The sequence below is a fragment of the Sinomonas atrocyanea genome, from assembly GCF_030812675.1.
Taxonomy (GTDB): Bacteria; Actinomycetota; Actinomycetes; order Actinomycetales; family Micrococcaceae; genus Sinomonas; species Sinomonas atrocyanea_B.
On the sequence record NZ_JAUSTE010000004.1, the window covers coordinates 218,780 to 233,137 of the forward strand.

9 protein-coding genes are annotated in these 14,358 nt (G+C 73.6%); 6 read left to right on the top strand and 3 right to left on the bottom strand.

What is annotated here, in order from left to right:
• The first annotated feature begins 3 nt into the window (after window positions 1-3).
• From J2W20_RS08560 to J2W20_RS08570, 3 genes are all read left to right on the top strand, one after another.
• A complete protein-coding gene (locus tag J2W20_RS08560; protein ID WP_307006076.1) occupies window positions 4-2,622 on the top strand; it encodes an MMPL family transporter in 2,619 nt (872 codons plus the stop codon).
• A 24-nt stretch (window positions 2,623-2,646) separates the two neighbouring features.
• Window positions 2,647-3,360, top strand: coding sequence for a Maf family protein (locus tag J2W20_RS08565; protein ID WP_307006077.1), 714 nt, complete (start codon window positions 2,647-2,649; stop codon window positions 3,358-3,360).
• Between the two features lie 113 nt (window positions 3,361-3,473).
• Window positions 3,474-5,261, top strand: a complete 1,788-nt coding sequence (locus J2W20_RS08570; RefSeq protein ID WP_307006078.1) for an acetyl/propionyl/methylcrotonyl-CoA carboxylase subunit alpha — start codon at window positions 3,474-3,476, stop codon at window positions 5,259-5,261.
• A gap of 123 nt (window positions 5,262-5,384) precedes the next feature.
• Here the strand turns inward: J2W20_RS08570 and J2W20_RS08575 are convergent, their stop codons facing one another.
• Complete coding sequence (locus J2W20_RS08575; RefSeq protein ID WP_307006079.1) at window positions 5,385-6,791, bottom strand: MFS transporter; 1,407 nt, start codon at window positions 6,789-6,791, stop codon at window positions 5,385-5,387.
• 291 nt (window positions 6,792-7,082) lie between these two features.
• On the opposite strand from J2W20_RS08575, the gene J2W20_RS08580 reads away from it, so the two are divergent.
• From J2W20_RS08580 to J2W20_RS08590, 3 genes are read left to right on the top strand one after another with little or no spacing between them, the layout of a single operon-like run.
• The gene (locus tag J2W20_RS08580) at window positions 7,083-8,540 is read left to right on the top strand and encodes an MFS transporter (RefSeq protein ID WP_307006080.1); all 1,458 of its coding nucleotides are present in this window, start codon (window positions 7,083-7,085) and stop codon (window positions 8,538-8,540) included.
• Window positions 8,537-10,852 (top strand): molybdopterin oxidoreductase family protein, encoded by a 2,316-nt coding sequence (locus tag J2W20_RS08585; protein ID WP_307006081.1) that lies wholly within the window; start codon window positions 8,537-8,539, stop codon window positions 10,850-10,852. The genes J2W20_RS08580 and J2W20_RS08585 overlap by 4 nt, the downstream gene beginning before the upstream one ends.
• Window positions 10,849-12,417, top strand: a complete 1,569-nt coding sequence (locus J2W20_RS08590) for an FAD-dependent oxidoreductase (protein WP_307006082.1) — start codon at window positions 10,849-10,851, stop codon at window positions 12,415-12,417. Before J2W20_RS08585 ends, J2W20_RS08590 begins: the two co-directional genes overlap by 4 nt.
• On the opposite strand, the gene J2W20_RS08595 is transcribed toward J2W20_RS08590, so the two are convergent.
• Together J2W20_RS08595 and J2W20_RS08600 are read right to left on the bottom strand one after the other, a co-directional pair.
• Entirely contained in the window at window positions 12,383-13,660 is a 1,278-nt protein-coding gene (locus tag J2W20_RS08595; RefSeq protein WP_307006083.1) for a benzoate/H(+) symporter BenE family transporter, read from the bottom strand. The genes J2W20_RS08590 and J2W20_RS08595 overlap by 35 nt on opposite strands.
• 153 nt (window positions 13,661-13,813) lie before the next feature.
• Window positions 13,814-14,308, bottom strand: a complete 495-nt coding sequence (locus J2W20_RS08600) for a hemerythrin domain-containing protein (RefSeq protein WP_307006084.1) — start codon at window positions 14,306-14,308, stop codon at window positions 13,814-13,816.
• Between the last annotated feature and the right edge of the window lie 50 nt (window positions 14,309-14,358).

Genomic DNA, 14,358 nt, shown 5'->3' on the forward strand with positions numbered 1-14,358 from the left:
CCCATGGCTTCGCTCCTCTACCGCCTCGGCAGGTTCGCCTACGACCGCCGCTGGCTCGTCCTCGCCGCGTGGCTCGTCATCGTCGCGGCCGTGGGCGGCTCGGCCGCCGCGTTCCACGGCAGCATGACCAACAACTTCCAGATCCCGGGCACCGAGACCCAGCGCATGCTGGACAAGCTCAAAGCGGAACTGCCCTCCGCGGCCGGCGGGAGCGCGACCGTGGTCTTCACGTCCCCGGACGCGGCGTTCACCGAGGCCCAGAAGAAGGACCTCAGCGCCGCCCTGGCCAGGATCAAGGGCCTCGACGGCGTCCAGAACGTGACGGACCCCTTCACCACACAGGCCCAGCTAGACGGCGCGGCCGCGAAGATCGCGGACGGGAAGGCCCAGATCTCGGCGAACGAGGCCAAGCTCGCGGCCGGGGCCCCCCAGCTCGAGTCCGCCAAGGCCACGCTGGATGCCACCAGGGCCCAGCTCGATGCCGGGCAGGCCCAGCTCGACGCGCAGAAGAAGGCCCTCGCGGCCCAGGGCCTGCCGGGGGCGGCGATCGCGCAGGCCACGGCCTCGGCGCAGGCCCAGCTCGAGGCCGGGCGCCAGCAGCTCGCCGCGGGCCAGGCGCGGTACGACGCCGGGAAGAAGCAGGCCGACGAGGGCGCCGCCAAGCTCGCGGACGCCAAGGCCCAGCTCGCGCTCGCCCAGCGGCAGGCCACCGCAGCCGAGGGCCTGCGCTTCGTCTCCGGCGACGGCAAGGCGGCCATCGCGTCGATCCAGTTCACCAAGTCGACCGATGGCCTCTCCCCTGCCCTGCGGCAGGAGGTCCAGTCCATCGCCTCGAGCGTGCCCGGGGTCAACGCCTACCCGAGCAAGGAGCTCACGCAGGACATCTCGCAGATCTTCGGCACGTCGGAGGGGATCGGCGTGGCCGTCGCGGCGGTCGTGCTGTTCGTCATGCTCGGAACGTTCGTGGCCGCGGGGCTGCCGCTCCTCATGGCCCTCATCGGCGTCGCGGTCGGCGTGGGCGGCACGTTCGCCCTCACCAGCGTGGTCTCGATGAGCTCGGTGACGCCGATGCTGGGCCTCATGCTCGGCCTGGCTGTGGGCATCGACTACTCCCTGTTCATCGTCAACCGGCACCGCACCCAGCTGCTCGCCGGCATGGACCCGCGCGAGTCGGTGGCGCTCTCGATCGGCACTTCCGGCAACGCCGTCGTGTTCGCAGGCCTCACCGTGGTGATCGCCCTCGCGGCGCTCGTGGTGCCCGGGCTGCCCTTCCTCGCGGTCATGGGCCTCGCCGCGGCCGCCACCGTGGCCGTGGCCGTGCTGGTTGCCGTCACGCTCCTGCCCGCGGTCCTCGGATTCGCCGGCCGGCGGATCGTCTCCCGGCGCCGCTGGGCCAAGGCCCAGGCGGAGAACGCGAAGTCCGGCCACGCCGAGGAGGAGGCCCGCACGGACCTCGCCAAGGCCAACCGCGGCTGGGGCGCCTGGGTGACCAGGCACCCCTGGATCTCCGTGCTGGGCGCCGTCGTGCTGCTCGCCGTGCTCACGGTCCCCGCGGCGCAGCTGCGGCTCGCGCTCCCGGACGGAGGCTCGGAGCCGGCCGACTCGACCGCGTTCAAGGCCTACGACGCCACCCGGACGTACTTCGGCGAGGGCATGACCGGCCCCATCATCGTGGTCGGCGACCTCCCCGCGGGCCTCGACGCTGCCTCCGCCCAGGCCAAGGAGTACGACGTCGCGGACCAGCTCCGCTCGGTGCCCGGAGTGGTCGCGGCCGTCCCCGGCACGGTCAGCCCCGACCGCAGGATCGCGGTGTTCCAGGTGATCCCGAAGGAGGGCCCGGCCAGCGCGAGCACCGTGCAGGTGGTGCACGACCTGCGGGCCAAGGGCGCCGACATCCAGCAGAGCACCGGCGTGGCGATCGGCCTGACCGGGCAGACGGCCGCGAACGTGGACGTCTCCTCCAAGCTCGCCGACGCGCTCCCGCCCTACCTGACAATTGTCGTGGGCCTGTCCTTCCTCCTGCTCCTGCTCGTGTTCCGTTCGCTCCTCGTGCCGCTGCTGGCCACCGGCGGGTTCCTGCTCTCGCTCGGCGCCGCGTTCGGCGCGGTCGTCGCCGTGTACCAGTGGGGCTGGCTCGGCCCGGTCTTCGACGTCACCCACCCGGGGGCCATCCTGAGCTTCATGCCGATCCTGCTCATCGGCATCCTGTTCGGCCTCGCGATGGACTACCAGGTCTTCATCACCTCGGGCATCCGAGAGTCGTACGCGCACGGCGTCGAGGCGCACCTGGCCGTCCGGACGGGCTTCCACCACGCCGCCCGGGTGATCACTGCCGCCGCGATCATCATGGTCAGCGTCTTCGCGGGCTTCATCTTCAGCCACCTGACGATGGTCCGGCCCCTCGGCTTCGGGCTGGCCCTCGGCGTGCTGCTGGATGCCTTCGCGGTGCGCATGACCCTCGTGCCCGCCGTCATGCGCCTGCTCGGCAACGCGGCGTGGTGGCTGCCGCGCTGGCTCGCGCGGATCCTGCCGGACCTGGACATCGAGGGCGCCCGGCTCGAGCGCGCGGCGGCCTCGCCCGAGCGCAGCGACGAGGGCGAGCCGGAACCCGTGGCCCGCTGAGCGGGCGGGGATAGGCTGGGCCGCGTGAGAGTCCCCGCCGCGCCGCGCGCCCACCACCTCCAGCCGCACCCGCCCACGCTCATCCTCGCCTCGAAGTCCCCCGCCCGGACCAAGCTCCTCGAGGAGGCCGGGATCCCGCACCGGATCCTCGTCTCCGACGTGGACGAGGAGGCGGTCGCGGCCGGCCACCCCGACGCGACCCCCGCCGAGACCGCGCTGCTCCTGGCCCGTGCGAAGGCCGAGGCCGTCGCGGCCCTGCCCGCGGCCACGGGCGCCCTGGTCCTGGGCTGCGACTCGGTCTTCGAGCTCGACGGCCAGGCACTGGGCAAGCCCTACACCGCCGAGGTCGCCCGCGAGCGGCTCGCGGCCATGAGCGGGCGCGCGGGCATCCTGCACACCGGCCACTGGCTCATCGACGTCCGCGGCCGGCTGGAACCCGGCCAGCGGGCAGAGGGGACGCACGACGCCGGCGCCGCGCCGGGGCACGGGCAGCTCGCCTCGGCGGGGGTCGAGTTCAGCGAGATGCAGCCCGCGGAGATCGAGGCCTACGTCGCCACCGGCGAGCCGCTGCACTGCGCCGGCTCGTTCACGATCGACGGGCTCGGCGGCGCGTTCCTGGCCCGCGTCGACGGCGACCCCCACGCCGTGGTGGGCCTGTCCGTGTCCACCCTGCGCGCCCTCCTGGCCGCCGCGGGGGTGCGCCTCACGGATTGGTGGGCGGCCGCCGTCGACCGCTGACATTTTGTAGGTCCCCTACAAAGGATCGGCCCGCTACGCACGGAATCCGCCACCAATATGGGCGATTCCACCAAGTCGGCGCTAGGCTTCCCGCAGTACAGAACGGAGTTGCCTTGTCCCTCAGCGCTGCCACCAAGCCCATCACGAAGGTGCTCGTCGCCAACCGCGGCGAGATCGCCGTCCGCGTCATCCGCGCGGCCCGCGACGAGGGCATCGCCTCGGTCGCCGTCTACGCCGACCCCGACCGGGACGCCCTGCACGTGCGCCTCGCGGACGAGGCCTTCGCGCTCGGCGGCACCACCGCGGCCGAGTCGTACCTCGTGATGGACAAGATCCTCGACGCGGCCGCCGCCTCCGGCGCCGACGCCGTCCATCCGGGCTACGGCTTCCTGTCCGAGAACGCCCACTTCGCCCAGCGCGTCATCGACGCCGGCCTGACCTGGATCGGCCCCTCCCCCGACGCCATCGCCGCCCTCGGCGACAAGGTGCGCGCGCGCCACATCGCCGAGAAGGTCGGCGCCCCGCTGGTCCCCGGCACGGCGGACCCAGTCGAGTCCGCGGACGAGGTCCTCGCGTTCGCCCAGGAGTTCGGGCTGCCCGTGGCCATCAAGGCCGCGTACGGCGGCGGCGGCCGCGGCATCAAGGTTGCCCGCACCCTCGAGGAGATCCCCGAGCTGTTCGACTCCGCCGTGCGTGAGGCGACCGCGGCGTTCGGCCGGGGCGAGTGCTTCATCGAGCGCTTCCTGGACGCCCCGCGCCATGTGGAGACCCAGTGCCTCGCGGACTCCACGGGCCACGTCGTCGTCGTCTCGACCCGCGACTGCTCGCTCCAGCGCCGCAACCAGAAGCTCGTCGAGGAGGCCCCCGCGCCCTTCCTGACCGAGGAGCAGACCAAGCGCCTGTACGAGTCCTCGAAGGCCATCCTCAAGGAGGCCGGCTACCTCGGCGCGGGGACCTGCGAGTTCCTCGTGGGCCAGGACGGGACCATCAGCTTCCTCGAGGTCAACACCCGCCTCCAGGTCGAGCACTGCGTCTCCGAGGAGGTCACGGGCCTGGACCTCGTGCGCGAGCAGTTCCGCCTCGCCCGCGGCGAGGAGCTCGGCTACGACGACCCCGAGATCCGCGGGCACTCCTTCGAGTTCCGCATCAATGGCGAGGACCCGGGACGCGGCTTCATGCCCGCCCCCGGCACCGTCGAGACGCTGCGCTACCCGACGGGCCCCGGTGTGCGCGTCGACTCGGGCGTCGAGGCCGGCGAGGTCGTCTCCGGCAACTTCGACTCGATGCTCGCCAAGCTCATCGTCTCCGGCTCGAGCCGCACCCAGGCGCTCCAGCGGGCGCGCCGGGCCCTCGACGAGCTGGTCATCACCGGAATGCCCACGGTCGTGCCGTTCCATGCCGCCGTGGTTCGCGATCCCGCGTTCGCGCCCGAGGAGGGCCCGTTCTCCATCCACACCCGCTGGATCGAGACGGAGTTCGACAACACGATTGCACCGTACGCCGGCGGCCCGGCCGCTGCCGAGGGCGCGGACGACGACGGGGCGCGGCAGAGCGTGGTCGTCGAGGTGGGCGGCAAGCGGCTCGAGGTCACGATCCCGGCCGCGCTGTCCCTCGGCACCGCGCGGGCGGCCAAGCCCAAGAAGAAGGCCCGCACGGCCCGCGGCTCCGCGGCCACCGCGGCCGGCGGCGACGCGCTCACCGCCCCGATGCAGGGCACGATCGTCAAGGTGGCCGTCGCGGACGGCGACGTGGTCGCGGAAGGCGATCTCGTCGTCGTGCTCGAGGCCATGAAGATGGAGCAGCCGCTCACCGCCCACAAGGCCGGCACGGTCCGCGGGCTCGGCGCGGAGCCCGGGCAGACCGTCGGCGCGGGCGCGGTCATCGCGACCATCGAGGACTGAGTCCCTCCTCCGGGAAGCCGACCCCGCATCCGGGCGCCAGAGACCCCGCAAGAAGACGCCAGAGACCCCTCAACCGATCCTTCCGGTTGAGGGGTCTCTGGCGGACCTTTGCGGGGTCTTCGGCTAGGCCGAGATGTTCTCCTCGAACTTGGCGTCGCGGGTCTCCTTGGTCAGCAGCAGCGCGACGAACGTGAGCACCGCCGCGGCCGCCAGGTACACGCCGACCCACACCGTGCTGCCCTTGCCGAACTGCCACAGGGCGATCGCGACGAACGAGGCCGGCGCGGCGCCGAGCACGGACGAGAGGTTGTAGGCGATCGCCGAGCCCGTGTAGCGGACGTTCGCCGGGAACAGCTCAGGCAGGATCGCGGCCATCGGCCCGAACGTCGCACCCATGAGCGTGAAGCCCACGATCAGGCCGACCATCGCGGCGCCGGTGCCGGGCCCGAACATGAGGCCCCAGGCGAGGCCGAAGGCGAAGATGAGGCCGGTGACCCAGAGCAGGAACCGGCGGCGTCCGTACTTCTCCGCGAGCGGCCCGGAGACCACGGTGAAGATGCCGAAGAACACGACGCCGATGATGAGCATCCACAGGAACAGGCCGCGGTCGATCCCCAGGCCGGGGACGAACGTGGACGCGTCGAACGGCTTGCCGGCCTTCTGGGCGGCGGCGCGGGCGACCTCGACCTTGTTCGTCGCGGTGCCGTAGGTGAGCGTGAAGCTCGTGGTGAGGTAGAAGAGCACGTAGGTCGCGAGCATGATGAACGTGCCGGCGATGACCGCGCGCCAGTGGTGCCGGAACGTCGCCGCGAGCGGGACCTTGGCGACCTTCTCCTCCTCGATGACCTTCTTGAACGAGGTGCTCTCGACCAGCTTGAGGCGCACGTACAGGCCGATCGCGACCATGATGATGCTGAACAGGAAGGGGATGCGCCAGCCGAAGTCCTCGAACTGCTTCGTGGTGAGGAAGCTGTTCATGACCACGTACATGACGTTGGCGATGATGAAGCCGATCGGCGCCCCGAGCTGCGGGAACGTGCCCCACACGGCGCGCTTGTTGGCGGGGGCGTTCTCGGTGGCCAGCAGCGCCGCCCCTGACCATTCGCCGCCGAGGGCGAGGCCCTGGAGGAAGCGGAACACCACGAGCAGCAGCGGGGCCAGCACCACCCAGCCCGGCGTCGTCGCCGGCGGGAGCAGGCCGATGAGGAAGGTCGCGAGCCCCATCGTGACCAGCGAGGCGACGAGGGTGCCCTTGCGTCCAAGCTTGTCGCCGAAGTGGCCGAAGACGACCGAGCCGACCGGGCGCGCGACGAACGCGACGCCGAAGATCGCGAACGAGGACAGGATGGCGTTGATGTCCGTGGCGTTCGGGAAGAAGAGCTTCGGGAACACCAGCACGGACGCCGTCGCGTACGCGTAGAAGTCGAAGAACTCGATGGTCGTGCCGATGAGGCTCGAGAAGATGACTCGGCCCTTCGTATTGGCCGACTGTGCGGCCGAGGGCTCCGTCACCGCAGATGTGGTGGACATGGCATCGCTTTCACATGCTGGACCGAGGATTGACTTCCGGTCCGGGATTTGAGTACACGCCATCCTATGCCCGCCCCGTCCAGCCAACGGACAATCGGTTCACATGATGAGACGAAACTGAGTCTGCGGTTCCGGATGCCGGCGGGCACCCCGCCGGGCTCACGCGGGGCGCGCCGCCGGTGAGAGGGAGATGTCACGGCCTGTTAACGGCTCTGGCTGCTGGCCGAAACGCCCTGTTCCTAGCGTGGGAGTCAGCCCAGAGAAGCCCACTCCCCCGCCCCAGGAGGACCCATGAGCACCGAATCGACCACCACGCCCGCCCCGGCGCCAGGAGTCCAGAGCCCGGCAGCCCAGAGCCTGCGGCTCGACGTCCGCCGCGGGCGCTGGATCGAGCACTGGAACCCCGAGGACAGCGCCCAGTGGGAGGCCGAGGGCCGGGCCGTGGCCCGCAGGAACCTGCGCTGGTCCATCTTCGCCGAGTTCCTCGGCTTCGTCGTCTGGCAGCTGTGGTCCATCGTGGTGGTCTCGCTGCCCGCGGCGGGGTTCCGCTTCGACACCTCCCAGACGTTCTGGCTGATCTCGATGCCGAGCCTGGTCGGCGCCACCCTCCGCATCCCCTACACGTTCACGGTCTCCCGCTTCGGCGGCCGCAACTGGACGGTCGTCTCGGCGCTCCTGCTCCTCATCCCCACGCTCGGCCTCGCGGCGTGCGTCGCCACCCCCTCGACGCCGTTCTGGCTCATGCTCGCCGTGGCCGGCCTGGCCGGGTTCGGCGGCGGCAACTTCGCGAGCTCGATGGCGAACATCACCTTCTTCTTCCCCGCCCGGGAGAAGGGCTGGGCGCTCGGCCTGAACGCGGCCGGCGGCAACCTCGGCGCGGCGGTCGCCCAGCTCGCCGTCCCGCTCGCGGTGAGCCTGGCCGCGTTCGTGGCCAGCGGGGCCGCCGCCGCGGGCAAGGCCGGCTCCACGCTCGCCGTCGCGGGGCTCATGTGGGTGCCGCTCATCCTCGTCGCCGCGTTCGGGGCGCTCCGGCGGATGGACAACCTCGCCCACGCCAAGGGCGACCTCGCCGGATCACTCGCCGCGCTGAGGGAACCGCACCTGTGGGTCGTGTCCCTCCTCTACATCGGCACGTTCGGCTCGTTCATCGGCTTCGGCGGCGTCTTCCCGAAGCTCATCCACGACATCTTCCCCGCGTACTCGGTCTTCACCGTGAGCGCCGCGGGCGTGCCGGCGGCGCTCTCCCTCGCCTTCCTGGGCCCCCTCGTCGGCTCCCTGGCCCGCCCCTACGGCGGCAGGCTCGCGGACCGCTTCGGCGGGGCGCGCATCACGGTCGCCTCGTTCGCGGTCATGGCCGCGGCGACGATCGCCCTCGTCGCGACGCTCCCGCTCAAGGGCTTCTGGCTCTTCCTCGGCCTGTTCCTCGTGCTGTTCGCCGCGAGCGGCGTGGGCAACGGGTCCACCTACCGCATGATCCCGGTGATCTTCGCCAGGGCGAGCCGGGCCGCCCGAGGCGGCGCGCCGGCGTCGCACACCGCCCGCCTCGCCTCCGCCGCCCTCGGCCTCATCTCCGCGGTCGGCGCGTACGGCGGGTTCGTGATCCCCCAGCTGCTGGGCGCGTCGAGTGCCGCCACCGGCTCCTACGTCCCGGCGTTCCTCGGGTTCGTCGCGGCCTACGCGCTCATGCTCGCCGTGTGCTGGGGCTGCTACCTGCGCCGCGGGTCCCTCGTGGCCCAGGCCGGCGCATGAGCCGGACCGCCGCGGCACCGGCCGTCCCGACCCACTGCCCCTACTGCGCGCTGCAGTGCGCCATGTCGCTGAGCTCCCCCGGACCCGCCGCCACGTCCGCTGTGCCGGAGGTCTCCGGCCGCGACTTCCCCACGAACCGCGGGGGGCTGTGCCGCAAGGGCTGGACCTCCGCGGAGCTGCTCGCGCACCCGGGGCGGCTCACCGCGCCGCTGATGCGGGCGGACGACGGCGAGCTCCGCCCCGTCAGCTGGGAGGCCGCCCTCGAGCGGGTGGCAGCCGAGGTGCGGCGGGCGCAGGCCCGGCACGGGAAGGACGCAGTGGGCGTCTTCGGCGGGGGCGGCCTGACCAACGAGAAGGCCTACCTGCTGGGGAAGTTCGCCCGGATCGCGCTGGGAACCTCGCGGATCGACTACAACGGACGGTTCTGCATGTCCTCGGCCGCGGCCGCGGGCACCCGGGCCTTCGGCCTCGACCGGGGGCTGCCGTTCCCGGTTGCGGACCTCGCGGGGGCGGACACGGTGCTCCTGCTCGGATCGAACGTGGCCGAGACCATGCCCCCGTTCGTGGCGCACCTCGCCGGGGCCAGGGCCGCCGGCGGGCTGATCGTCGTCGACCCGCGCCGCACCGCCACCGCGGCGCTCGCGGACGACGGCGCCGGGCTCCACCTCCAGCCGGCCCCGCACACCGATCTGGTGCTCCTCCTGGGGCTCGCCCACGTGGTCCTCGCCGAGGGGCTCGCGGCGCACGCCTACCTCGCAGACCGCGCGGCCCGGGGCACCCCCGGCGAGGGACCGGACGCGCTCGCCCGCTCCGTCGCCCCGTGGTGGCCCGAGCGGGTGCAGGCGGCCACGGGGGTCCCGGCCACCCTGGTCCGCGAGACCGCCCGGCGGCTCGCCCAGTCGGCCCGGACCGGCTCGTGCTACATCCTCACGGGCCGGGGCGTCGAGCAGCACGCCGACGGCACCGACACGGCGACGGCCGCCATCAACCTCGCGCTCCTGCTCGGCCTGCCCGGCTCCCGGCGCGGCGGCTACGGCACGCTCACGGGACAGGGCAACGGGCAGGGCGGCCGGGAGCACGGCCAGAAGGCCGACCAGCTCCCCGGCTACCGCAAGATCACCGACCCCGCCGCCCGGCAGCACGTGGCCCGGGTGTGGGGCGTGCCCGAGGCGAGCATCCCGGGGCCGGGCCTGCCCGCCGTCGAGCTCCTCGCCTCCCTCGGCAAGCCCGCCTCGGAGGGCCCGGCGGGACAGACGAAGGCGGGCGGCGTGCGCTGCCTGTTCGTGCACGGGGCCAATCCCGCCGTCTCCGCCCCGGATGCCACCGCCGTGCTGGCCGGGCTGCGGGCGCTGGACTTCCTCGTGGTCTGCGACTTCTTCCTCTCGGAGACGGCACGCGAGGCGGACGTCGTGCTGCCAGTGCTGCAGTGGGCCGAGGAGGAGGGCACCATGACCAACCTCGAGGGCCGCGTGCTCCGGCGCCGCCGGGCGACCGCCCCGCCCCCGGGGCCCCGCAGCGAGCTGTGGATCATGCACCGGCTGGGCGCGCTGCTCGGTGCGCCGTCGTCCTTCCCCGAGGACCCGCGCGAGGTGTTCGAAGAGCTCCGCGCCGCCTCGGCCGGGGGGCCGGCGGACTACTCGGGCATCACCTACGAGCGGCTCGACGCCGGGGAGGCGCTGCACTGGCCGTGTCCGGCGGGAGCCCCGGGTGCGGGCCGAGGTCAGGGCAAGGCCCGGCTCTTCCTCGACCGCTTCGCGCACCCTGACGGCCGGGCAAGGATCGTGCCCGTGCGGCCCAACACCCCCGCGGGCGCCCCCGCCGGGCCTGCCCATCGGCCCGCTCCGGCGCTGTTCCAGCTCGCCACCGGCAGGCTGCTCGAGCACTACCAGTCCGGGGCCCAGACCCGGCGCGTCGCCTCGCTCGCGGCAGCGCAGCCGGAGGTCCGCCTGGAGATCCACCCCGCCTCGGCAGCCCGGCTGGGGATCGCGGACGGCGCGTGGGTCGCCGTCCGCCGCGCCGACGCTGCCGGGTCCGCGGACGCCCGGGGTGCCGGCCCCGAGGTGCGCTGCCGCGCGCAGGTGACCGCCGAGGTGCGGCCGGACACCGTGTTCCTCCCGTTCCACTTCCCGGGACCCGGGGCTGCGAACCGGGTCACCGAGCAGCGCACCGATCCGATCTCCGGCATGCCCGAGTTCAAGACCACGCGCGTGCTCGTGGTGCCCCTCCCCCAGGACCGGACCGGCCCGGTGCCCTCCGTGAGCGGCGCCCTGCCCGCCCTCGTCCCCGTCCCCTCCAAGGAGGCTCCGCGATGACTGCCCCGACCCCGCACCCGGCAGGCTCGGTGCCCGCCCGGCCGCGCATCGTCGTCGTCGGCTTCGGACCCGTCGCCGCCCGCTTCGTCGACGAGCTCCGGCCCGCCGCGGCGGCCGGCGCGCTCGAGCTCACCGTGGTCGGCGAGGAGGAGCTGCCGGCCTACAACCGGGTGCTCGTCGCAGACCTCGGCGTGGGCCGGACCACCCTCGCGGCGATGGCCCTGGCCGACCCGGAAGAGCTCGAGGCGGACGGAGTGCGCGTGCTCACCGGCACCCGCGCGGTCCGCGTGGACAGGTCGCGGCGCACGGTCCGGCTCGCCGACGGCACGGGCCTCGCCTACGAGCGGCTGGTCCTGGCCACCGGCGCCCGCGCCGTCGTGCCCAACCTCACGGGGCTCAACCCGGATCCGCTGCACCCGGTCCTTCCCCCGGGCGTCACCGCTCTCCGCGACGCGCACGACGCCGCGCGGCTGGCCTCCGCGGTCAGGGGACGCCGCAGGATCGTGGTCCTGGGCGGAGGGGTCCTGGGTCTGGAGGCCGCGCTCGCCGCGAGCGAGGAGGGCGCCACCGTCACGGTGGTCCACCACGGGAGCCACCCGCTCGGACGCGCGATCGACGCGGCCGGCGGAGCCACGCTCGCGGCCGCGCTGCGCCGCCGGGGCGTCCGGGTCGCGGGGAACGCCCGTTCGACCGGGCTCGAGACCGGCCCGGACGGGGCCTTCCGTGCCCTGCTCCTCGAGGACGGCTCGGCGGTCGACGCCGACCTCCTGGTCCTCGCGTGCGGGGCCAGGCCCCGGACGGAGCTCGCGGAGGGCGTCGGCCTGGCCGTGGGGCCCGGGGTGCTCGTCGACGAGGGGCTGCGGGCCCTGCACACCGAGCATGTCTTCGCGGTCGGAGACTGCGCGCAGCCCGGCGAGAGGGCACCGAGCGGGCTCATCGCCCCGGGGTGGCAGCAGGCCGACTGGCTCGCCGCCCGCTTCCGGAGCGAGTTCCTCGGTGAGGCAGCGCCCGCACCCCTCGGCCCCGAGCGGGCGCCGGTCATCCTGCTCAAGGCGCGCGGCGTGAACCTCGCGGTGGCCGGGGAGGTGGGCGTGGAGCCGTGGGACACCTTCTCGCCCGAGAACGCCCCGGCCGCGTCGGGGCCGCCCCCGCTGCAGGTCTCCCTGTGGTCGGACCCCGAGCACGGGGCCTACGTGAAGATGGCCACGCGCGCGGGCGTCCTGGTCGGCTTCGTGGCCTTGGGCATGCCCCGGGCCGCGGCGGAGCTCACGCTGCTGTTCGAGTCAGGGGCCGAGCTTCCGGCCGACCGCTCGGTGATCCTCCGGCTCGACGGTCCGGAGGCGGCCCTCGCCGGCGGGCCGTCCGCGTCCGCCGCGCCGGATCCCGAGGCCATGCTGTGCCGGTGTGCCGGGGTGAGCCGCGGCCGGGTGCAGGAGGCTGTCGGCACCGGGTGCTCGACGGTCGAGGAGGTCTCGCGCCGGACGCGGGCCGGGACGGGCTGCGGCGGCTGCAGGGACGGGGTGCGCGAGCTCATCGAGGAGCACTTCGCCGCCGCTGCGGCCTGAACATCCCCAGAGCTGTGTAGGCCACGGTGCCCGCGACGAGGCCCCAGAAGGGTGCGACGAGGCCGAACGCGCTCACCCCGGACGCGGTGACGGCCAGAGTGATCACGGCAGCCTCGATCTCGTGCGGCGCCGTTTGGGTGCCGCCTCGTCGCGGTGCGATCGCGTCGACGATCGCGCCCTGGGTCGCCGCGAGGAGCGCGACGCCGGCCAGGGCGGTCAGGAGCGTGGCCGGGGCGGCTGCCACGAGGGCCACCGCTGTGGTGCTGAAGACGCCGAAGAGGATGTAGAAGGCGCCGCATGAGATGCCCGCGATGTAGCGGCGCGCAGCATCCGGGTGGGCCTCGCGGCCGGCGCAGATGCCCGCGGTGATGGCCGCGAGGTTGATCCCATGGGAACCGAACGGAGCCGAGAGCACCCAGGCGAGCGACGCCCCGCCGATCATGGCTCTGTCCCCTGCGTCGTACCCGAGCTGGCGCATCATCGCGAGGCCGGGGGCGTTCTGCCCGGCCATCGTCACCACGAGCAGCGGCACGGAGATGCCGACGATCGCCGGGAGGCCGAAGGTCGGCGTCGTCCATACCGGGCCGGAGAAGTCCCAGGAGAGGTCCGGCATCCGCACCTCCCGCGTGGCCGCGGCGAGCGCGGCTCCCGCGGCCAGCGCGACGAGGACTGCGTAGCGGGGTACGAGCCTGCGGCCGAGCAGGAACGCGAGGACGAGCCCGCCCCCCACGACGGGGGCCTCCACGACTGCGCCGCTCGCCTTGAGCACGAACGGCAGGAGAACGCCGGCCAGCAGCGCGGCGACCACCGGCTGGGGCACGGCCTCCATGATCTTGCCGAACCATCCGGTCACCCCGAGCACGAGCGCGGCGAGGGCCGCGACAACGTAGGCCCCGAGCGCGTCGGAGTAGGGGTAGTGGCCCAGCGCCGCCAGGAGGAGCGCCGCGCCGGGCACCGACCACGCGACCACGACCGGCTGGCGGGTGGCCACGCTCAGCACGATGCACGTGATCCCGCTGGCGATGGCGATGGAGCTCACCCACGACGCGGTCAGCTCGTCGCCCAGGTGCGCCGCGTGGGCGGCCTGGAGCACCACGACCATCGGCCCGGCATAGGAGACCGCCACCGCGATGAAGCCCGCGATGACGGCGGAGAAGGACACCGCGGCGAGCATCCCCGGAGGCCGGGCGGAGCCTGCGGCGTCGGGCCGCCTCCTGGTCGTTTCCTCGGCTGTCGTGGCCATCGTCGCTCCTCGCACCTCGCGCCTGCCCTGTGACGGCGGCCACGGTACAGCAACGCCGGCCTCTGGATTGCAGCGCTCTGCGTATCAATGGCGTCCCTCGGGCTGCGCGCGGGCGCGGGTCCGCGCGGACCGGCGCCCCGAGGGGGCGCCTGGCTACTCGCCCACGAGGGTCTCGAGGCCGGCGACCGCCTCTGCAAGGGAGAGGTCCGGGCGTGCGGCGATGTACGGGAAGAGCAGCTCGTTCTCCTTCTTCAGGTGCAGGGCGAACGCCCGGGCGATCGCCGTGCCGACGGCGGCGGCCCTGGGCCCGTCGCTTCCGCGGAGCTCCTCCACGAGGCCGATGATCGCCTGATGGTCCATGAGCATGCCCTCCACGAGGAGGCGCGCCTCCTCGGTCTCCCGCGCGGGCCCATACAGGGGGCCCTCCTCGGCCACGGCGTGCGGGATGAGCTCGTCCTCGCACCATCCGATCAGGTTCGCCTTCTCGTCGTGGGCCGTCCCGGCGTCGGCGGCTGCGACGGCGGCGACGAGCGCGTCGGCGAGCGCGGTCGCGCGCCGGAGCATGTGGCCGTGGTGCTCCTCGACCGCGGCGAGGGCCTCGCGGTCGTCCGCGAAGGTGGGGTTGCCGTGGTTCCCGTCGTGTGCCATGCGGTCATCCTCCCGCCGCGGCCGCCGGCCGCTCAAGGGCCGAAGGGCTC

Coding starts and splice junctions, on each gene's coding strand:
- J2W20_RS08580 (WP_307006080.1), top strand. CDS start 7,083: ATGAGCACCGAATCGACCACCACGCCCGCCCCGGCGCCAGGAGTCCAG.
- J2W20_RS08595 (WP_307006083.1), bottom strand. CDS start 13,660: ATGGCCACGACAGCCGAGGAAACGACCAGGAGGCGGCCCGACGCCGCA.
- J2W20_RS08585 (WP_307006081.1), top strand. CDS start 8,537: ATGAGCCGGACCGCCGCGGCACCGGCCGTCCCGACCCACTGCCCCTAC.
- J2W20_RS08575 (WP_307006079.1), bottom strand. CDS start 6,791: ATGTCCACCACATCTGCGGTGACGGAGCCCTCGGCCGCACAGTCGGCC.
- J2W20_RS08590 (WP_307006082.1), top strand. CDS start 10,849: ATGACTGCCCCGACCCCGCACCCGGCAGGCTCGGTGCCCGCCCGGCCG.
- J2W20_RS08600 (WP_307006084.1), bottom strand. CDS start 14,308: ATGGCACACGACGGGAACCACGGCAACCCCACCTTCGCGGACGACCGC.
- J2W20_RS08560 (WP_307006076.1), top strand. CDS start 4: ATGGCTTCGCTCCTCTACCGCCTCGGCAGGTTCGCCTACGACCGCCGC.